The sequence below is a fragment of the Ensifer sp. Root142 genome, from assembly GCF_001426785.1.
GTDB classification, from domain to species: domain Bacteria; phylum Pseudomonadota; class Alphaproteobacteria; order Rhizobiales; family Rhizobiaceae; genus Ensifer; species Ensifer canadensis.
Window position 1 is genome coordinate 272,911 of record NZ_LMFK01000047.1, and the last position, 18,821, is coordinate 291,731.

Here is an 18,821-nt window from a genome sequence, read left to right on the forward strand (position 1 = left end):
TGAGCATAATTGAACCAAAACAAAAGCGGCAAAGCCGCATGGATTGATTTAGAAAGTTTTGTGACAGAATTCAAGAACGGAACGTCGCATTTTGCGACGCCCCGTTCACGGATTTCTTCAGGCCATGGCAGGCCGGGGAACGGCTTTCTCCTCGATCGGCCAATGAACGACGGCCGCAAACAGGCCGAGCGCCACGCCTAGCCACCATACCGGATCATAGGAGCCGAAGCGGTCATAGAGGTATCCGCCCATCCACACGCCCAGGAACGAACCCACCTGGTGCGAGAGAAAGACGATGCCGCCGAGCAGGCCGAGATGGCGTGTCCCGAACATGATGGCAACGAGCGCGTTTGTCGGCGGCACGGTCGAAAGCCAGAGCAAGCCCATGACGATTGCAAAGACAATGACCGAGGTCGGCGATTGCGGCAGCAGCAGGAAGGCGGTGACCGCGACCGACCGGGCAATGTAGATCAGCGCCAGGAAATAGGGCTTGGAATAATGTTGGCCGATGAAGCCGGCCGACAGCGAGCCGATGATGTTGAAGAACCCGATCAGCGCCAGCGCGATTACCGCATAGCGGGCGTCGATGCCGATGTCGCCGATATAAGCAGGGAAATGCGCGGTGATGAAGGCCACCTGGTAGCCGCAGACGAAGAAACCGGAGACCAGTAGCAGGTAGCTCTTGTGGCCGAGCGCTTCCTTCAGCGCCTGACCGATCGACTGCTTGTACTGCGCTTCCGTCTGCCGGCCGGAGGAAGCGTTTCCACGCAACGGAATGGCGAACAACGGCACCAGCAACATCAACACCCCGAGATAGACAAGGCTGTCCGACCAGCCATAGGCGGAGATCAGCCCCTGGCTCAGAGGCGCGAACAGAAACATGCCGGCGGACCCTGCCGCCGTGCAGATGCCGAAGGCCATGGAGCGCTGGTGCGGCGTGACGTTGCGGGCGAATGCGGAGAGCAGAATGCCGAACGAACCGGAGCCGACAGCCATGCCGATCAAGACGCCGCCACCGATGTGCAACCAGATCGCCGCATTGGCGTGGGCCATGATGAACAGGCCGGAGGCGTAGAGAAGCCCCGACATGGTCAGCACGCGCCAGGTGCCGAACTTGTCGGCGATCGCGCCGAAGAAGGGCTGGCTCAGCCCCCAGCAGAGGTTCTGCAACGCCATTGCCAGACCGAAGGTCGTGCGGTCCCAACCGGTCTCGGCAAGCATCGGCAGCTGGAAGAAGCCCATCGCCGAGCGAGGACCGAAGGTGAGCATCGCAACGAGCGAGCCGGCGACAATAATCAGCCAAGGCATTTCCTGGCGAACGCTCGACGGCGCGGATGCTCCCGAAATGGCGGACATGGGTTTTCTCCTGATGACGAAGCGCGACCCTACGCGGACGCTAAAATAGATAAAAGCCAATTAAATTGACGACGCGATCACCGGAATTGATGAGGCCGGAAGCCACTCATCGGACATGCTGAAACCGCTGGCGAAACAGTCGTGGCGTCATACCCTTCTGGACCCTGAACTGCCGGTTGAAATTGGCGATCGAGCGATAGCCGACCGCCTCGGCCACATGAGCGATGGATTTTCCGGAGCCGGATAGAAGCGCGCAGGCCTCGCCGATCCTCAGCCGCATCAGATACTCCGAGATCGGCATGTCGAGATGGCGCAGGAACAGGCGGTGCAGGCCCGAGAGACTGAGGGCGGCAATATCCGCAAGCTCGTCCATCGAAGGGCTTTCGGCATAGGTGAGGTGGATGTGATCGAGCACGCGGTCGAGGCGACCACGATCGACGGCCCTGCCCGAGGGCGCGACGACCCGGTTAGACAATGGCGTTACATGCTCGTCCCGCGCAAGGATCGTCAGCAGCGCAAGGACATCCGGCAACCGCTCTTCAGGCTCGAGCGTACGCAGGCGCTCGAACAGCGGCCGAACGCGACGGGCTGCTCCTTGCGAGAATTGCAGGCCGGGCGCGGAGCGATCGAACATTGCCCGCACGCCACCGAGCTCGACAAAGCCGTCCTGCATCCGCTCCACCCATTCCGGGTGGAACCAGAGTACCAGCGCCACATGGGGCGCCCCCTCATCGACCTTGGACGCGGAATGCCATGTGTGCGGCAGGTTCGACCCGACCAGCACGAGATCGCCATCATCATAGGTGCCGATGTGGTCGCCGACGAAACGCTGGCCGCGCGAGTTCAGCGTAAGGGTCAGCTCGAATTCCGGATGGTGATGCCACTGAAACGGGATGCAATCGTCAAGCCGTCGGTCGAGAAGGATGGAGGATGCTTCCGTGGGCCTTGGGATCTTCTGCAGAACGGCCTTCATATTGCGCTCATCTGGATCATGACGCCAGATTAGTACCAATCTTTGCCGTACGAAGGCAACATGCCAGCCACGGAACGCCTAATCTGCCTGCATCGACAGAAAGACGCAGATGCACAGGAGGCCTTGCGCATGCTCAGAGACAGCCACCCCACAGCCGCCGCCGAAACCCAACTGAAGGACATCAAGAAGCGCCTCCCGTTGCGCGTGCTCTCGGAGGAGGACTGGCAGCACTGGATCACCAAGGGTTACGTGATCGTCCGGCAGGCCGTGCCGGCAGCCAATGTCGAGCGGCTCGTCGAACTGCTCTGGCGCTTCGACGAGAAGGATCCAGCCGACCCTTCGACCTGGTACGCGCCGCAGCGCCGCGAACACAAGATGAAGGAACTCAACAACACCGGCATGCTGGAGATCTACAATCACCAATATCTCTGGGACAATCGCCAGGAACCGCGCATCTATGGTGCCTTCGTCGATATCTGGGACCGGGAGGATCTTTGGGTGACGATCGACCGCGCCAACCTCAACCCGCCGAAAAGGGTCAAGGGAAATCCCAACGGTTTCATTCATTGGGACGTCGACACCTCGATCCGTCCGCTGCCGATCGGCGTCCAGGGCGTGCTCAGCCTGCAGAAGCAGGATGGCGATGTCGGCGGCTTTCAGTGTGTTCCTGAGCTGTTTGAAAACTTCGCCACCTGGGAAAAGACCCAACCGGCGGACAGAGACCCCATGCACCCCGACATGTCAGGCCTTTCGACCGTCAATATCGAGATGGAGGCAGGTGACCTGATGATTTTCAACAGCCTGCTTGCCCACGGCGTCCGGCCCAACCATTCCGATGGCAGGGTTCGCATGGCACAGTACATCTCCATGCATCCAGCCAAGTGGAACAACAGAGCGGAACGCGAAGAACGCGTGCGGCTCTGGCGGGAGCTCGACCATCCGAAGCGCGACGCCTTTCCGGGCGATCCGCGCGAATGGGAAAAGCACAACGCCACGCCCGCCAACCTCTCGGACCTCGGGGCAAAGCTGCTCGGCGTAACGCCCTGGTTCTGAGGCGGAGATCGTAGGTGGCTTCCGCCGGTTCAGGAAGCGCGCACCTTCATCGGCCAGCGCTCCCGGCGCCGGTCGACAATCCGCGCCTCGTCGCCGAGCTTCAAGGTTCCTTCGCCGCGCGGCACGACGTTCCAACCGAACAGCACGCCCGCCACGCGGCGGTCGGCCGACATGCGCTTTTCGGCGAGGCCCTGGATCGGATTGCCGCCGATGCGTTCGCCGGTGATCTGGTCCTGGGTGGTCATGATGCAGCGGGCGCAGGGTTTGACGAAATCGAAGCGGATGCCGCCGATCTCCAGGCTCTCCCAGAAATCCTCGTCCCAGGCCTCATCGCAATCGAGCAGGATGTTGGTGCGGAACCGGTCCATGCCGACGGGCTCCTGCCCCTTCTCCGCAAGTGTACGGTTCAGATCGGCAAGCGAGCCTGTGGTGGTGATCAGCACCGGAAAGCCATCAGCAAAACCGACGGGTGCTGCCGTGCCGGCCCACTCGGCACCGACGAAACGCTCCGCCGAAGCATCCATATGGGCAAGCTTGACGGGCCGGCCGAACCAGCCCGACAGCGTCTCGTTTGTTGCATCGTCGGCCACTGCCGCATCGACGTCGCTTGCCCAGACGCGCACGTCGAGCCGCTGGTCAGGATCGAAGCGCACGATGAGTGCCTTGTCGCCCATCTTCAGCTGCACGCCGCCATCAATGTGGTTTGCCTCGACCTGTGCCAGCGTCTGCAGCTCGCGCTGGGTGATGAAACGCCCATCCGGCTCCACCAGCATGAAACGGCGGTCGCCCTCGAAACCATCGAGATTGACGGTGACCGTCTCAAGCGGGATCGCCCGGCCGCTCTTCAGCGGATGAATGTTCAGTCCGGTCACCTTCATCGAAAACGCTCCACGTTGAGAAACAGATTCAGGCCGTTCGCGATCTGATTCACAGGACGGCGGTAATGGATTGAAAGGCTTAGATTTCATCCAGCATCATGGCAAGCACATCGCGCAGCCGTTGCTGGCGTTCGAGCGCCAGCCTGCGACCGGTAGCCGTCTGAAATCCATCGGCCAGCTTGAACAGCTTGGTCTCGAAATGGTCAATGGCAAAGGCCTTGTCGTCGAGCTCTCGATCCTCTGCCAGCGGATCGAGCGGATCGTAAAGGCCGCTGCCCATGCGCCCGGCGATGTAGAAGCAGCGGGCAGCGCCGACCATGCCGATCGCATCCAGTCGGTCTGCATCCTGCAGGATCTTCGCCTCGATCGTCTCGGGCGTGATGCTGGCCGAAAAGCTGTGGGTGAGAATTGCATGGGCGACGGACGATATGGCTTCAGCCGACCAGCCGAGATCGCGCAGGATGTCGGCGGCTTTTTCAGCCGCAAGCCTTGAGGCCTGCGTGCGATGCGGCGAGTTCTTTTCGACAGAAACGCAATCGTGCAGCAACACGGCTGCGGAGAGCACGCGTTCGTCACCACCCTCTTCGGCATGGATGCGGGCGGCGTTCTTCCAGACCCGGATCAGGTGGGATGCATCATGCGAACCGTCATCTGCCGCAAAAGCATGCGGCAGGAGAACGGCGGCGAGATCAGCATGCGGCGCGAATGCCGCCGCCAATGCAAAATTACGAGTCATGGCATCAACCTATTGCGGCTGTGTCGGCGCAGCAGACGACTGCCGCGTCACGCCGACGCCCGAAAGGATCTTCTGGTAGAACAGCCCGATGCCGATCAAAACGCCGCCGAGCCCGATGAAGGAGAGCGCGCGCAGGAAGCCCTCGAGATTGGACATGTCGATCAGGAAGACCTTCAGAACGGCAATGAAGACCAGCACGGCCGAGGCGATGCGAATGCTCTTGGCATTGAAGCGCGAGCCGAACACCAAAAGCAGCACGCCGAGCACCAGCCAGACGACCGAATAGGTGTAGGTCTCACCCTGCAGGAAGCCTTTCCAGTCCACGATGTTCTCCCCCTGCCAGAGGCGCCGGACGGAAAGCGTTGCCCATGCAAAAGCGAGGATCGCGCCACTGACGGCGAGCGCCATGACGTAGGGCAATGGTCGTTTGCCGCGCGCATACCAGGCAAGGCCCGCATAACCGATGCCCGGCAGGAGATAGCCGATCAAAAGCAGATCGAAGAACGGGATGGCCCCCAAGAGTTCGCCGCTGAAATACGGATTGAGCCCGAAGAGATGCGCTGAGAGAACCGAGAGCATCGAGAACACGCCAAGCCCCATGCCGCCGTAGCGGAAGACAGGGCTTGGTGACTTCATGTCCAGCGTCATGAACACACCCGAGGCACCGATCGCCAGCAACGTGTAGATCGACTGCTCGCCAAGCGTCGGTACGGCGCTGTCGAGCACGCCACCGTTCATGGCATGGCGAACGAGGATCGCCAGCGTCAACAGCACGAAGAGGCTCGCCAGGGCCTGCAGCAGGTTGCGCACACGCACATCCGGCCAGGATCGGACGAGATAGGCAGAGGCGACAAGCAAGAGCGCGGGAATGCCGTAGCCCGGCAACAGCGCATTGAACACCGGCGTGGTGCCGAGGTTTTCAGCGCCGACGATCGTCGGCTCCCAGGCGATACGGCCAAGAACGACGATCGCCGCTGCGCCGGTCATCCAGGGCAGGATTGGCCAGGTCCGAACACGGGTCGCGCCGGCATAGGCAGTCCCAAGCAGCGCAATCGCCAGGGTGGTGACGAGGCCATCGGTCCAGGCATGCAAGGCGATCACGAAGAGCGCAAAGGAGCCGGTAACCAGAAGGCTCGAGGCGATATCCACGCCCTCTGCTTCGCCGTCACGGCGATAGAGCCAATCGGCAAGCGCCAGCAGACCACCACCGACAACGAGCGCGAAAAGGTCGTGCGGCAGATCGAAGGTGTAGTTGCCGGTCATCAGGAATGACATCGTGGTCAGAGCAACCGGAACGACGGCGGCAATGCCGGCCCACAGGATAGCGAACTGCGGGTGTTCGCGCAGGCGGCGGGTGAGCACGAATGCGCCGAACAGCACGAACAGCGTTGCCAGCAGCAAGGCCGTCAGCGTCGCGGTTCGGCTGGGCAGAACGATCTCCGGCGCAACACCGGCAAGCGAAGAGTCGAGATAGGCAAGGACGCCGCTCAGCGCCGTCAGGCTGCCGATGCCGACGATCGCGCCGAGGGCAGACAGCAGGGCCGGATAGACGGCATTCGTCCGCCATGCGCCGAGTGCGGCCAGGGCCGCGACCACGACGAAGAACTCCTTGACGGGATATTCCACGGCGCTGACGGCCGGGCTGATGAAGATCAGAGCGAGCACGGTCGCGGCAATGGCCGCGGAAACGCTGATGGCGGCATAGGCCGGCGTGAAGAGCTTCTCCCACGGGCCGGCAACCGCAATCGGGCGGTTCGTCGGCTCAGGCAACGGCTCACTGGGCGCATCGGTGTCCATCGCACCCGGCCAGACCAGCCCGACACCCAGGATCATCACCAGCAGCGCAAAGGCGACCGGCAGCGCGTCGAAGGGCGATACCGCGGTGACATAGGCAAGCCCCCAGAGCCCGATGCCGACATTGGCGAGCGTCGGCACGACCATCCAGCGCCGCAACCGCGACGCCAATAAGGTCGCGAGCCACACGACCGACAGGAAGCCGAAGAGAACCCAGGGGCGCGGCTCATCGCTCGATACCAGCAACGGTGTGATCAGCGAGGCAAGCAAGCCGAGGCCGGCCAGCGCCTGCCCATGCAGCAACGACAGGCCGACGGTTGCGAGCGAAATCATCGCCAGCAGCACGAAGGCCGTCGCCGTGCCGATGAAGCCATAGATGTCATAAGCCGCATAGGCGACCCCGAACAACGTGACGGCACCGGCGGCAGTGAGGATGCCGGGGATCATCGCATTCTGGAATTCGTTGGCGATAACGGGCACGGCGCGACGGCGAATGACCTCGCCAGCCGCAGCCAGCAGCAAACCGAAGAGTGCGGCCAGCGTCAGCCGGACGGCAGGGCTCAGAAGACCGGCGTCGATCGAATACTTGACCATGAAGACGCCACCGAGCGCCAGTGCGATGCCGCCGACCCAGACGGCCCAGCGGGCACCGAGACGGCTTTCCAGGCTTTCCACCTGCCGGGATGGCGCTGCATCGACGGAGGTCGCCTCGACGCTCGCGGCCACGGCTTCGTCGGATGCGGTTTCGGGCTCGGTCGGTTCGGCATTGCCGAAGATCCTTGCGCCTTCGCGAGCGCTCGCCGAGAGCCCATCGACGCCTTCATCATCGTCGGTCACCGCATCGGCGGAGCGTTCAGAAAGCGCTGCCGCCTGCTCCGACGCGATATCGCCTTCCGGCGCTGCGAGCCCGGCCGCAGCCGTCAATCGCGCGATCTCCTTCTTGAGCGCGGCGACTTCGCTGTCCAACCGTTCTGCTGTCTTCCTGCCGCCGAAAAAGGCGGAGAGCGCCAGAACAAAAGCGACTAAGGCAATAACTTCAATCATGTTTTCCCCTGGCGGCAATATTCGCAGGCCGATCGCGACCATACAGAGTTTTGCACGACCGCCAAAGGCATAGACGGTTGAGAGCCCCAATCTCTTCGCGGAAATGTATAAGTTTCATTCACGTGATGCGCCGGCGTCGCGACAGCCGAGCAGCTATGAGGCACAGCCAACGGCATCCCACTCACGTATGCGACTTCCGCCGGCGCCCATGTGAGCGCCGACGATCGTTGCAGCGTCGGGGAAAGGGCGGCTGCTATCGGCGCAGATTGTCGATCGGGAAGATCGCGCAGGTTTCCGTCCCGTGCGCCAGAAGCTTGCCACCAGCATCACGCAGCCAGGCCTCCGACGTGGCGATGGTGCGGCCACGGTGGACGATCTTGCCTTCGCAGAAGACTTCGCCCATGCCGGGCAGCAAGGGCCGCACCAGGTTTACCTTGAATTCGACAGTGGTGTAGGCCTCGCCGGGCTTCATCATCGTGAACACTGCGCATCCCAGCGCCGAATCCATCACCGTCGCCGTCCAGCCGCCATGCACGGTTCCAAGCGGGTTCAGATGCTCCTCGGTCGGCAGCCCCTTGAAGACCACCCGCCCCTCCTCGACCTCGGTCAGGCCAAACTTGAGCGTTGCCGACATCGGCGGCGCCGGCAGGTCGCCCTTCAAAAGATCCTGCATGACCTTGAGGCCGCCGTCGCGCGCAACGCGATCCAGCGGAAGCACGCCGATGCCGGATACAGGCATGCCGGGGAAAAGTTCTTGAAACATGCAAACTCCCTTGAGGTGTGACAGCCTCTTTCACACGCCCGATCGGACGCGCGGCGCTGTCGATCACGCGGCTGAAGAAGAAGGCCTCAATGCCTTGAGCGCCGCATTGACGAAACCATCGCGCGCGGACGAAACCTTGAGGCCGCGTGGCTCATAGACATGGCGGTTGAGAAAGAAGGCCGTCAGGCGGAAGGCGGCGGCAAGGCTGTCATAGTCGGCCGCACTTCGCGCTTCGACGGCGAGAAACTCCGGCAGCGCGAGCATGCGGTCGGCATAGGGCATGCCGGCTGCGCGGCAGACGGCCCGGCCCGACTTCGGCGACACGAAGGCCAGGTCTTCGCGCGTTCCGGTCGCCACGCATTCGGTCAGATCAAGCCCGAAACCAAGATCGTTCAAAACGGCAAGTTCGAAGCGCACGAACAGTTCACCGGCATCGGCCGGATCCTCGAGGTGATCGACGATGACGGCCAGCGCCTCATAGAGATGCGGATGCGGATCGCGCTCCGGCAGCAGGCGTAAAAGCGCGCCCAGCGCCTGGATGCCATAGACTGACGTGGCCGCCTCCATCAGCCGCGCCGCCCGGAGTTCGAGCGGCTCGATGCGGAACTCGCCCATATGCTCATCGAGCCGCGCGCGCCAGGTCAATTCGACGGTATTTCCCGGCTGAAGGACGGGCTGCATGGTGCGCGAACGGCCGGACCGCACCATGCCAAGATGCCGGCCCCGCGACGCAGTCATGACTTCGGCGATGGCCGAGCTTTCGCCGTGCCGCCTGATCCCGAGAATGATGGCCTGATCGCTCCATTGCATGAAAAAGGCATACACCCGCGATGGAAAGCGGATCAAGCGATGATGCCAGTCTGGCATCGCGATCTAGCGCTTTCACGCAGACCTCCGCACTGTCGCCTTTCGGTGACACTCACCAATTGCCTCAATTCCGTCGCGCTCTTGCCTCCCCGAGGCCATGTTTGGCATTAGAACGGCCGTACACGGCGGCAACGTCCGCTCCCTCCCGAAATGCAATCAGCAGGAATATTGACCCGATTATGTGTGTGTCCCGGAACAGCGCCGGCCGCTTGGCGCAGCTCTTCGCCCTCCTTCTTGCCACGTCCACGCTCGCAGGCTGCGTGACCAGCGGCGGACCGGCGAAGCCGAAGGGACCCGATCCCTACTATGTCGCGATGTATGGACCGAAGCCGGACGAAAAGTTTCCGCTCGACGCCATCGATATCAGGAAGGTCGATACGCGCTATCTGCGCCAGCAGGTTGCCTATGCGACCCATGAGCCGCCCGGCACCATCGTGATCGACACGCAGAATCGCTTCCTCTACCTGGTCCAGGACGGCGGCATGGCGATGCGCTACGGTATCGGGGTCGGCAAGGCCGGCCTGGAATTCGAAGGCGAAGCCCGTATCGGCCGCAAGGCCGAATGGCCGCGCTGGACGCCCACCTCCAGCATGGTCGCGCGCGAACCCGAACGCTACGGCCCGCTTGCCGGCGGCATGGAACCGGGCGTGCGCAACCCGCTTGGGCCGCGCGCGCTCTACCTTTTCCAGGGCGACCGCGACACGCTGTTCCGCATCCACGGAACCACCGAGGCCTGGTCGATCGGCAAGGCGGTATCGAGCGGCTGCATCCGGCTCTTCAACCCTGATATCATCGATCTCTACAGCCGCGTGCCGAAGGATTCGCGCGTCGTCGTGCTGCAGGCGGAAGCGCCGATGAATGAGACGCTCGCGCCAATGTCGACGCCGGCAAACGCCGGCGAGCCGTTCGCCTACTAATCCCGCTGCCGGGCGCCTACCAGGCGTCCGGCGTGCGCAGCATGTGCACAATGTTGGCCGGGTTCATGATCCAGCCGCCGCGAAAGCCTTCGCCGAGATCCTCGACCGCATCGCAGCGCACCACGCCTTTTTCGGCAAGCCCGCCGAGTGCGGCCTCATGGTCGTCGGTGAAGAGTTCGAGCCACACCTCCGCCTGGCTGTAATTCGGCGCCTCGTCGATCCAAAGCCTGTTAGGACCGAGGATAAAACCCTTGGCCGGCGCCTTCTCGTCGAAAGGCTCGAGACCGACCGTGTCGCGGTAGAAGGCGACGACCGCCTCATATTGGTGCGACGGCACCTTCATAGCGATGTTGATACCACCCGTAATCGTCATCGTGTGATCTCCCTTAAAGCGGCGGCTCGGTTGCGGGCTGCCCGGACAATTCGCTGACGTAGTAGCCCTGGCGCAGGTTGATGCCGTATTCGAGCCAGGCCTTCATGCAGGCCAGCATTTGCGACCAACCCTCGCAGTTCATGTAGGAACTCTTCTGTCCGCGCGCGTTTTCGCGCCAGCCGGTTTCGGCGATCGTCACCATGGTGGCGCCGTCCTCGAGTGGCTGGAAGCGCATCTCGACCTTGGTGCGATAAGGCTCCTCCTCCTTCTCCACCAACGCATCCCAGCGAAGGACGATGCGCTCGTGGGGTTCCACGGCCTCGACCTCTATCGGCACGTTGCCCCACCAGGTAACCGTTGTTCCGGCGACCAAGGGCCCACTGACCCCGCCAAGGGTGACGAAGTACTTGCTGATCTGATCAGGATTGACCACGGCATCGAATACCTCGGCGACAGGCCGGTCGATGCGTCCATTCACACGAAATTCGAAAGACATGACCTCTTCTCCCATTGTGCTGACACAGCATATGTTATAAAAATATAACATGTCAACCGATTCGAAAGATGACCTTGTTTTCAAGGCACTCGCCAACGGCCTGCGCCGACAGATCCTCGACGCCCTGAAGGATGAGCCGCAGACGACCGGCATGCTCTGCGAGCAGTTTGACAGCCTTGATCGCTGCACCGTCATGCAGCATTTAAGAGTTCTCGAAGACGCCGATCTGGTGATCGTTCAGCGTGAGGGCCGCGAGCGCTGGAACCACCTCAACGCCATGCCGATCCAGGCCATCCACAATCGTTGGATCAGCCAGTATGCCGGCCAGGCGATGTCGATCCTTTCCGCCCTTCAGCAAGGGCTCGACCGCCCCTCGGAATGACGGTTTCGGCTTTCCATTGCCCTGCTTTCTTCGTATGAACGCGCGACAACGCAATCTGGGGATATCGTCTTGCGCTACCTCATCACCGGCACGGCCGGCTTCATCGGTTTTCATCTTGCAAAGCGACTGATCGACGAAGGGCATTTCGTCGTCGGCTTCGACGGAATGACGCCCTACTACGACGTCACGCTCAAGGAACAGCGCCACGCGATCCTCGCCCGCTCGAACGGCTTCAAGGCGGTCGTCGGCATGCTGGAAGACCGGGATGCGCTGAACCACGCCGCAGAGCTTGCCGAGCCGGAGGTCATCATCCATCTGGCTGCCCAGGCCGGCGTCCGCTACAGCCTGGAAAACCCCAAGGCCTATGTCGATTCCAACCTCATCGGCTCCTGGAACATGTTGGAGTTGGCGCGCGAAATCGGCCCCAAGCACCTGATGCTGGCCTCGACCTCATCGATCTACGGCGCCAACGAAAAGATCCCTTTCGCCGAGACAGACCGGGCCGACGAGCCGATGACGATCTACGCGGCGACGAAGAAATCGATGGAACTGATGGCGCACAGCTATGCCCATCTCTACAAGGTGCCGACGACGGCCTTCCGTTTCTTCACGGTCTATGGCCCCTGGGGTCGGCCCGACATGGCGCTGTTCAAGTTCATCGACGCCATCCACAACGACCGGCCGATCGACATTTACGGCGAAGGCCGCATGAGCCGCGACTTCACCTATATCGACGATCTCGTCGAAGGCATCCTCAGGCTTTCGCATGTCCTCCCCTCGGAGGAAAACCGGGTGCCATCCGAAAAGGCGCAGGACACGCTGTCGCGGCAGGCGCCATTCCGCGTCGTCAATATCGGCGGCGGCCAGCCGGTCGAACTGATGACCTTCATCGAGACGATCGAAAAGGCAGTCGGTCGCCCGGCGCTTCGCAACATGCTGCCGATGCAGCAGGGCGATGTGCCACGCACCTATGCGTCTCCGGATCTGCTTGAGGCGCTCACCGATTTCAAGCCGTCGATTTCGGTGGAAGACGGTGTCGCGCGCTTTGCAGCCTGGTATGACGAATATTACGGTCGCTCCGAGAAGGCTGGCTCGCCGGCCCGGCAGGCCTGAGGCAACCATCGGCGACGACTGCCGTCGCCACACTTTGCATAAGCGAAGCTCTCGCAACAAAAGGAAGAGCAGATGAAAGTCACGATGATCGGCGCCGGCTATGTCGGCCTTGTTTCGGGTGTGTGTTTTGCCGATTTCGGCCATGACGTGGTTTGCCTCGACAAGGACGAAAGCAAGATCGATGCCCTGATGCAGGGGCGCATTCCGATCTTTGAACCCGGCCTCGACCATCTCGTCGCGAGCAATGTCCAGTCCGGCCGCCTGTCGTTCACCACGGATCTCGTTTCGGCGGTCGCGGACAGCGACGTGATCTTCATCGCCGTCGGCACGCCGTCGCGTCGCGGCGACGGCCATGCCGATCTCTCCTATGTCTACGCCGCAGCGCGCGAGATCGCCGTCAACCTCAAGGGTTTCACCGTCATCGTGACGAAGTCGACGGTTCCGGTCGGCACCGGCGACGAGGTCGAGCGCATCATCCGCGAAACCAACCCGGACGCCGATTTCGCCGTGGTTTCCAATCCGGAATTCCTGCGCGAAGGTGCCGCCATCGAGGACTTCAAGCGCCCCGACCGCATCGTCATCGGCCTTGCCGACGATGATGCGCGCGCCCGCGACGTCATGACCGAGGTCTACCGTCCGCTCTACCTCAACCAGGCGCCGCTGGTCTTCACCTCGCGCCGCACCTCCGAACTAATCAAATACGCCGGCAACGCTTTCCTGGCGATGAAGATCACCTTCATCAACGAGATGGCCGATCTCTGCGAGAAGGTCGACGCCAACGTGCAGGACGTTGCCCGCGGCATCGGCCTCGACGGCCGTATCGGTGGAAAATTCCTGCATGCCGGCCCGGGTTACGGCGGCTCCTGCTTCCCGAAGGACACGCTGGCGCTGGTCAAGACCGCCCAGGACTTCGACAGCCCCGTGCGCCTGGTCGAGACCACCGTCGCCATCAATGACAACCGCAAGCGCGCCATGGGCCGCAAGGTTATCGCGGCTGCCGGCGGCGATGTACGCGGACGCAAGGTCGCCGTCCTCGGCCTCACCTTCAAGCCGAACACCGACGACATGCGCGACAGCCCGGCCATCACCGTGGTTCAGACGCTGCAGGACGCCGGCGCCCATGTCGTCGGCTATGATCCGGAAGGCATGGAAAACGCCAAGAAACTGATGGACGGTCTCGATTTCGCCAAGGATCCGTACGAGGCAGCCGCAGAGGCCGACGTGCTGGTGATCGTGACCGAATGGAACGAGTTCCGCGCGCTCGACTTCCGCCGGTTGAAAGCCGTGATGAAGGCGCCGGTACTGGTCGACCTCAGAAACATCTATCGCCCCGACGAAGTTGCAAAGCACGGCTTTGCCTATGCCAGCGTCGGCCGGCCGCAGTGAGGGCTGCAAGACACGGAATCTAACGCCGGGCGCCCTGCCCGGCGATCGTCTGCGACAGGCGGCGACAGACTTAAAGTTTCCTGTTATGCCGCATGTCGTTATCGCAAAACCGCTGCACACTTTTGCGCGACATGCTCTATGCCTTCGGTATCGGCTGGGGCGGCAGTGCCTCCCAGCTTTTGCCGGCAAGGATGACACAGCTTCGGCCGGTGACATCCGTGACGATCAGGGTCCAGGTGCCGCTATCGGCGGCATAGATTTCCATCACCGCATGCGGGTTGATCAATCCGATCCCCGCAGGCTTTTCCTGATACTGTCGCATGAGAAATTCGATCACTTCGGATCGCGCGGCACAGTTCGCCATCACCTGCGAACTTGCCGGGTTTGGAAGTGCCGTCACCGCGGCCGCCAATATGACGGCTCGAGCGAGGCCACGGATCATATTGCGTCCCATGACGCACCTCCTTTCGCCGGGAAACCCGGCGGAAAAGGAGTTTCCGCTGACCTCATCCGCCGTTGACCGGCATTGTTATGATCGGCACTTGCTCGCGACACGATACAAGTGCCGCCACGAGATCAGTATGGCGGAGCAATCCGTATATTACAATTGACTAATTTACGGAGAGTAACCCGGGAACCGATACGACTTCTGGGCGACCCGTATTACTTGCGCTTCATCGCTTCCATGAGCGCGGCACCAAAGGCGCCCTGCGACGGCTGCTGCGGCTTCTGCGGACGCGCTGGCGCGCTGCGATTGCCGTTGTTCGATGCCGGCGCCCTCGCCTCGCGGCCCGTATCGGCACCGATGTCCTTGCGCATGGTCAAGCCAATGCGCTTGCGCGGTACATCCACCTCGGTCACCCGCACCTGAACCACGTCGCCGGCCTTGACCACTTCATGGGGGTCCTTCACGAACCGGTCCGCAAGCTGCGAAACATGAACGAGGCCATCCTGATGGACGCCGATGTCGACGAAGGCGCCAAAGGCGGCAACATTTGTCACGGTGCCTTCGAGCTGCATGCCGACCTTCAGATCCTTGATGTCGTCGATGCCCTCGGCGAAGGTCGCGGTCTTGAAGCTCGGGCGCGGGTCGCGGCCCGGTTTTTCCAGTTCGGCCAGAATGTCCTTCACCGTCGGCAGGCCAAAACGCTCATCGACGAAGACACGCGGATCGAGCTGCTTCAACGCCGCGCTGTCGCCCATCAATGCGCGCACATCGCGCCCGCAGGCCGCGACGATCTTCTTGGCGACACCATAGGCTTCCGGGTGGACCGACGACGCATCGAGCGGCTCCTTGCCATCAGGAATGCGCAGGAAGCCGGCGCACTGTTCAAAGGTGCGGGCGCCGAGACGCGCGACGTTCAAGAGTTCCTTGCGGCTGGCGAACGGTCCGGCGGCATCGCGGTGTGCGACGATCGCTTCTGCCGAAGACTTGCCGAGACCGGAGACGCGCGCAAGCAGCGGTGCGGATGCCGTATTCACATCGACACCGACGGCGTTCACCGCGTCTTCCACGACCGCATCCAGCGAGCGGTTGAGCTTCGACTGGTCGACATCGTGCTGATACTGGCCGACGCCGATCGACTTCGGCTCGATCTTGACGAGCTCAGCCAGCGGGTCCTGCAGGCGCCGGGCGATGGAGACGGCGCCACGCAGGGAGACGTCTAGACCGGGGAACTCAAGTGCGGCCGTCTCCGAGGCGGAATAGACCGAAGCACCGGCTTCGGACACGATGACCTTGGTGGGCTTTGGCGCCGGCAGTTGGGCAAGCATGTCGGCGACAAGCTTCTCCGTCTCGCGGCTGCCGGTGCCATTGCCGATCGCGATCAGCTCGACCTTGTGCTTGCGGACCAGCGATGCCAGCTCGGCCTGCGTGCCGCGGACATCGTTCTTCGGCGGGAACGGATAAACGGTCGTTGTCTCCAAAAGCTTGCCGGTACCATCGACAATGGCGACCTTGACGCCGGTGCGAATGCCCGGATCCAGCCCCATCGTCGCGCGCGAGCCGGCCGGAGCGGCCAGCAGCAGGTCCTTCAGGTTGCGGGCGAAAACGTGGATTGCTTCCTCTTCCGCCCGTTCGCGCAGCTCGCGCATCAGGTCGAGAGACAGCGACATCGACAGCTTCACGCGCCAGGTCCAACCGATAACCTCGGAAAGCCATTTGTCGCCCGGCAGCTGTCCGCCGACATTGTAGGCGGCCGCAATCATGCGCTCGACCGGTTTGACGGGAGACGTATCGTCCTGATCGACGACGATATCGACTGACAACACCTCCTCGTTCCAGCCGCGCAGCATGGCAAGCGCCCGGTGACCCGGTGTGGTCGCCCAGCGTTCGGAATGATCGAAATAGTCCGAGAACTTGGCACCCGCCGCCTGCTTGCCGTCGACGACCTTGGCCCGCAGGAACGCCGCGCCCTTCATGTGATTGCGCAGGCGGCCGAGCAGGTCGGCATTCTCCGCCATGCCTTCGGCGATAATGTCGCGCGCGCCGTCAAGCGCCGTCTTCACATCGGGCACATCTGCCGTCAGAAACTTTGCGGCGCGGTCAGCCGGTGCGACCGTCCGGTCGGCGAGAATAGCTTCGGCAAGCGGCCCAAGGCCCCGCTCCTTGGCGATCTCCGCCTTGGTGCGCCGCTTCGGCTTGTAGGGCAGATAGATATCTTCGAGTTCGGCCTTGGTTTCCACCGCGGCGATCTTGGCTTCGAGTTCGTCGGTCAGCTTGCCCTGTCCGCGGATCGATTCGATGATCGAACCCCGCCTTGCCTCCAGTTCGCGCAGATAGGTCAGACGCTCAGCCAGCGTGCGCAGCTGCGTGTCGTCGAGCCCGCCGGTCACTTCCTTGCGGTAACGCGCGATGAACGGCACCGTCGCGCCCTCATCGAGCAGCTCCACCGCGGCGATTACCTGGGAGGTCGACGCCTTGATCTCGCTGGCAATGATGGCGGCGATGGGTTTTGCTGGGCTGGCCATGGTGGGATCCGTCTTTCCTGTTTTCAGTCGGCGACCATAAAGGCGCAGGTCTTCAAGGCCAAGTGAAGGCTTGCGTGGCGAAACCGGAACTCCACAGGAGAGGTGCGCTCGACCTGTGTTTTCTAAGGATGTCGTTGCACCGAAACCGCGGCGCACTTTCGGGCGACATGCGTTAAATATCCACCAGCTCAAGCGGCGGGCGGGTCATTTCGAATTCCATCAGTTCCCGTTCCTTCGCCTCGATGTAACCGCGTGCGAAAGGCACCGTATCGAGCGACGGCGACAGCTGCAGCTGGAAGATGAAGTGCTTGTCATGCAGGAAGGCCGTCTCCGACGCGGCGAGATAGAACTCCCACATCCGGAAGAAGCGCTCGTCGAACAGCTTTACCGCCTCTTCGCGCCGCGCGAGGAAACGCTCCCGCCACGCCCTTAATGTCCAGGCATAGTGCATCGACAGGATCTCGATATCCTTGACGAGAAGCTGGGTCTTTTCAACGGAAGGCAGAACCTCCGAAAGCGCCGGGATGTAACCGCCGGGGAAGATGTATTTCTCGATCCATGGATTGGTCGCCCAGGGTTTGTAGACCTGCCCGATCGAGTGCAACAGCATCACGCCCTCAGGCTTCAACAATTCCCTGATCTTGCGAAAGAATCGGCCGTAATTGCCGATGCCGACATGTTCGAACATACCGACCGACACGATGCGGTCGAACTGCCGCCCCTGCATCGTCCTATAGTCCTGAAGCTCGAAGCGGACACGATCGGACAAGCCTCGCTTGGCCGCCCGCTCGCGCGAGATCTTCAGCTGCTCTTCGCTGAGTGTGATGCCCGTCACCTCGACGCCGGAGGATTCCGCAAGATACATCGCCATCCCGCCCCAGCCGGAGCCGACCTCAAGCACCTTCTGCCCGGGTTCAAGCAGCAGCTTGGCGGCGATATGGCGCTTCTTGGCGAGTTGCGCCTCATCGAGCGAGATGCCCGGCGGCTCGAAATAGGCGCAGGAATATTGCCAGTCCTGATCGAGGAACAGATTGAAGAGCTTGCGATCGAGATCATAGTGATGGGCGACATTGTGCCGGTTGCGATTGACCGGCATGCGGCTCTTCACCTGCTGGCGCAACACATGCTGAAGAGCAACCAGCGTGTTGGGAACAGTCGCGGCGTTCTCCAGACCGTTTTCCTTTACTATCGAGAGCACATCGAAAATGTCGCCGTCCTCGATGACGACGCGGCCATCCATATAAAGCTCGCCGAAACGAAGCCCCGGGTCGATAGCGATCGCTTTTTCAGCTTCCGCATCGACAATGCGGATCGTTGCCGGCTTTCCCGAGCCGTCACCCAGAATGACCTGCTCACCCGCAGAAAAAAACACCGTCAGATTGCCCTTGCGCACCAGACGGCGAAGCAAATTCAACAATGCCGCATTCATATCCAACCCCTGCCAGACACATCCTGTGTCCTGCTGCGTAGGAGCGGCGACGGGGCCGGTTCTATCGGGGCTTCCGGGAAAGCGTTGCGGCGCGCATGAAGAATGATGCGGAACGCAGGGGCATGACGCGACCTAATTCTGGAAGCGGCGAAAACCGGCTCTGGCGTGGCCTCATGGTATCCGGAACAGATGCGGCGCTCCTCGTGCGCGCGCTGCCGGAAATTCGCCATGCCAGCCGCCATCGGGCTCCTATCCATCAGAACTTACACTAACTTAGTAAGCTTCAAACGA

The 18,821-nt window shown here is 62.1% G+C and carries 17 protein-coding genes; 5 read left to right on the forward strand and 12 right to left on the reverse strand.

Going from position 1 to position 18,821, the window contains the following annotated elements:
- Window positions 1–117 precede the first annotated feature (117 nt).
- Window positions 118–1,356 carry an MFS transporter gene (locus ASD52_RS33445; protein WP_025426407.1) on the reverse strand — a complete coding sequence of 413 codons (1,239 nt, stop codon included), beginning with the start codon at window positions 1,354–1,356 and terminating at the stop codon, window positions 118–120.
- A gap of 106 nt (window positions 1,357–1,462) precedes the next feature.
- Window positions 1,463–2,329 (reverse strand): AraC family transcriptional regulator, encoded by an 867-nt coding sequence (locus ASD52_RS33450; protein WP_025426406.1) that lies wholly within the window; start codon window positions 2,327–2,329, stop codon window positions 1,463–1,465.
- A gap of 129 nt (window positions 2,330–2,458) precedes the next feature.
- Here ASD52_RS33450 and ASD52_RS33455 point away from each other — a divergent pair, with 129 nt between their 5' ends.
- Window positions 2,459–3,382, forward strand: coding sequence for a phytanoyl-CoA dioxygenase family protein (locus ASD52_RS33455; protein WP_038576814.1), 924 nt, complete (start codon window positions 2,459–2,461; stop codon window positions 3,380–3,382).
- A 29-nt stretch (window positions 3,383–3,411) separates the two neighbouring features.
- Here ASD52_RS33455 and ASD52_RS33460 read toward each other — a convergent pair whose 3' ends face one another.
- The 5 genes from ASD52_RS33460 to recO all read right to left on the reverse strand — a co-directional run bounded on the left by ASD52_RS33460 (window position 3,412) and on the right by recO (window position 9,407).
- A complete protein-coding gene (locus ASD52_RS33460) occupies window positions 3,412–4,260 on the reverse strand; it encodes an MOSC domain-containing protein (protein ID WP_025426404.1) in 849 nt (282 codons plus the stop codon).
- 79 nt (window positions 4,261–4,339) lie between these two features.
- On the reverse strand, window positions 4,340–4,996 hold the full coding sequence (locus ASD52_RS33465; RefSeq protein WP_025426403.1) for an HD domain-containing protein: 657 nt from the start codon (window positions 4,994–4,996) through the stop codon (window positions 4,340–4,342).
- Window positions 4,997–5,005: 9 nt separating this feature from the next.
- Entirely contained in the window at window positions 5,006–7,834 is a 2,829-nt protein-coding gene (locus tag ASD52_RS33470) for a DUF2339 domain-containing protein (RefSeq protein WP_057226546.1), read from the reverse strand.
- A gap of 253 nt (window positions 7,835–8,087) precedes the next feature.
- Window positions 8,088–8,597 carry a PaaI family thioesterase gene (locus ASD52_RS33475; RefSeq protein ID WP_057211453.1) on the reverse strand — a complete coding sequence of 170 codons (510 nt, stop codon included), beginning with the start codon at window positions 8,595–8,597 and terminating at the stop codon, window positions 8,088–8,090.
- A gap of 63 nt (window positions 8,598–8,660) precedes the next feature.
- Window positions 8,661–9,407 (reverse strand): DNA repair protein RecO, encoded by a 747-nt coding sequence (gene recO / locus ASD52_RS33480; protein WP_038576811.1) that lies wholly within the window; start codon window positions 9,405–9,407, stop codon window positions 8,661–8,663.
- A gap of 236 nt (window positions 9,408–9,643) precedes the next feature.
- Here recO and ASD52_RS33485 point away from each other — a divergent pair, with 236 nt between their 5' ends.
- On the forward strand, window positions 9,644–10,381 hold the full coding sequence (locus tag ASD52_RS33485) for a L,D-transpeptidase (protein WP_025426399.1): 738 nt from the start codon (window positions 9,644–9,646) through the stop codon (window positions 10,379–10,381).
- A 16-nt stretch (window positions 10,382–10,397) separates the two neighbouring features.
- On the opposite strand, the gene ASD52_RS33490 is transcribed toward ASD52_RS33485, so the two are convergent.
- Together ASD52_RS33490 and ASD52_RS33495 are read right to left on the reverse strand one after the other, a co-directional pair.
- The gene (locus ASD52_RS33490) at window positions 10,398–10,754 is read right to left on the reverse strand and encodes a glyoxalase/bleomycin resistance/dioxygenase family protein (RefSeq protein ID WP_025426398.1); all 357 of its coding nucleotides are present in this window, start codon (window positions 10,752–10,754) and stop codon (window positions 10,398–10,400) included.
- A gap of 13 nt (window positions 10,755–10,767) precedes the next feature.
- The gene (locus ASD52_RS33495; protein ID WP_057226537.1) at window positions 10,768–11,250 is read right to left on the reverse strand and encodes an SRPBCC domain-containing protein; all 483 of its coding nucleotides are present in this window, start codon (window positions 11,248–11,250) and stop codon (window positions 10,768–10,770) included.
- A 49-nt stretch (window positions 11,251–11,299) separates the two neighbouring features.
- Between ASD52_RS33495 and ASD52_RS33500 the strand changes: the two genes are divergently transcribed.
- The 3 genes from ASD52_RS33500 to rkpK all read left to right on the forward strand — a co-directional run bounded on the left by ASD52_RS33500 (window position 11,300) and on the right by rkpK (window position 14,131).
- Complete coding sequence (locus ASD52_RS33500) at window positions 11,300–11,632, forward strand: helix-turn-helix domain-containing protein (protein ID WP_025426396.1); 333 nt, start codon at window positions 11,300–11,302, stop codon at window positions 11,630–11,632.
- Between the two features lie 69 nt (window positions 11,633–11,701).
- Window positions 11,702–12,745, forward strand: a complete 1,044-nt coding sequence (locus tag ASD52_RS33505) for an NAD-dependent epimerase (protein ID WP_057211454.1) — start codon at window positions 11,702–11,704, stop codon at window positions 12,743–12,745.
- Between the two features lie 72 nt (window positions 12,746–12,817).
- Window positions 12,818–14,131 carry a UDP-glucose 6-dehydrogenase gene (rkpK, locus tag ASD52_RS33510; protein WP_025426394.1) on the forward strand — a complete coding sequence of 438 codons (1,314 nt, stop codon included), beginning with the start codon at window positions 12,818–12,820 and terminating at the stop codon, window positions 14,129–14,131.
- 136 nt (window positions 14,132–14,267) lie between these two features.
- On the opposite strand, the gene ASD52_RS33515 is transcribed toward rkpK, so the two are convergent.
- The 3 genes from ASD52_RS33515 to ASD52_RS33525 form a co-directional block, all read right to left on the reverse strand.
- Window positions 14,268–14,585, reverse strand: coding sequence for a hypothetical protein (locus tag ASD52_RS33515; protein ID WP_025426393.1), 318 nt, complete (start codon window positions 14,583–14,585; stop codon window positions 14,268–14,270).
- 209 nt (window positions 14,586–14,794) lie between these two features.
- Window positions 14,795–17,101, reverse strand: coding sequence for a Tex family protein (locus ASD52_RS33520; protein WP_025426392.1), 2,307 nt, complete (start codon window positions 17,099–17,101; stop codon window positions 14,795–14,797).
- Between the two features lie 172 nt (window positions 17,102–17,273).
- Window positions 17,274–18,530: a cyclopropane-fatty-acyl-phospholipid synthase family protein gene (locus ASD52_RS33525; RefSeq protein WP_025426391.1), complete on the reverse strand. Its 1,257-nt coding sequence runs from the start codon at window positions 18,528–18,530 to the stop codon at window positions 17,274–17,276.
- Window positions 18,531–18,821: the final 291 nt, after the last annotated feature.

Excerpts from the sequence above, each read along its gene's own strand:
- ASD52_RS33495 (WP_057226537.1), bottom strand. The coding sequence starts at position 11,250 with ATGTCTTTCGAATTTCGTGTGAATGGACGCATCGACCGGCCTGTCGCC.
- ASD52_RS33485 (WP_025426399.1), top strand. The coding sequence starts at position 9,644 with ATGTGTGTGTCCCGGAACAGCGCCGGCCGCTTGGCGCAGCTCTTCGCC.
- ASD52_RS33490 (WP_025426398.1), bottom strand. The coding sequence starts at position 10,754 with ATGACGATTACGGGTGGTATCAACATCGCTATGAAGGTGCCGTCGCAC.
- ASD52_RS33450 (WP_025426406.1), bottom strand. The coding sequence starts at position 2,329 with ATGAAGGCCGTTCTGCAGAAGATCCCAAGGCCCACGGAAGCATCCTCC.
- ASD52_RS33445 (WP_025426407.1), bottom strand. The coding sequence starts at position 1,356 with ATGTCCGCCATTTCGGGAGCATCCGCGCCGTCGAGCGTTCGCCAGGAA.
- ASD52_RS33525 (WP_025426391.1), bottom strand. The coding sequence starts at position 18,530 with ATGAATGCGGCATTGTTGAATTTGCTTCGCCGTCTGGTGCGCAAGGGC.
- recO (WP_038576811.1), bottom strand. The coding sequence starts at position 9,407 with ATGCAATGGAGCGATCAGGCCATCATTCTCGGGATCAGGCGGCACGGC.
- ASD52_RS33455 (WP_038576814.1), top strand. The coding sequence starts at position 2,459 with ATGCTCAGAGACAGCCACCCCACAGCCGCCGCCGAAACCCAACTGAAG.
- ASD52_RS33520 (WP_025426392.1), bottom strand. The coding sequence starts at position 17,101 with ATGGCCAGCCCAGCAAAACCCATCGCCGCCATCATTGCCAGCGAGATC.
- rkpK (WP_025426394.1), top strand. The coding sequence starts at position 12,818 with ATGAAAGTCACGATGATCGGCGCCGGCTATGTCGGCCTTGTTTCGGGT.
- ASD52_RS33515 (WP_025426393.1), bottom strand. The coding sequence starts at position 14,585 with ATGGGACGCAATATGATCCGTGGCCTCGCTCGAGCCGTCATATTGGCG.
- ASD52_RS33475 (WP_057211453.1), bottom strand. The coding sequence starts at position 8,597 with ATGTTTCAAGAACTTTTCCCCGGCATGCCTGTATCCGGCATCGGCGTG.
- ASD52_RS33460 (WP_025426404.1), bottom strand. The coding sequence starts at position 4,260 with ATGAAGGTGACCGGACTGAACATTCATCCGCTGAAGAGCGGCCGGGCG.
- ASD52_RS33500 (WP_025426396.1), top strand. The coding sequence starts at position 11,300 with ATGTCAACCGATTCGAAAGATGACCTTGTTTTCAAGGCACTCGCCAAC.
- ASD52_RS33465 (WP_025426403.1), bottom strand. The coding sequence starts at position 4,996 with ATGACTCGTAATTTTGCATTGGCGGCGGCATTCGCGCCGCATGCTGAT.
- ASD52_RS33470 (WP_057226546.1), bottom strand. The coding sequence starts at position 7,834 with ATGATTGAAGTTATTGCCTTAGTCGCTTTTGTTCTGGCGCTCTCCGCC.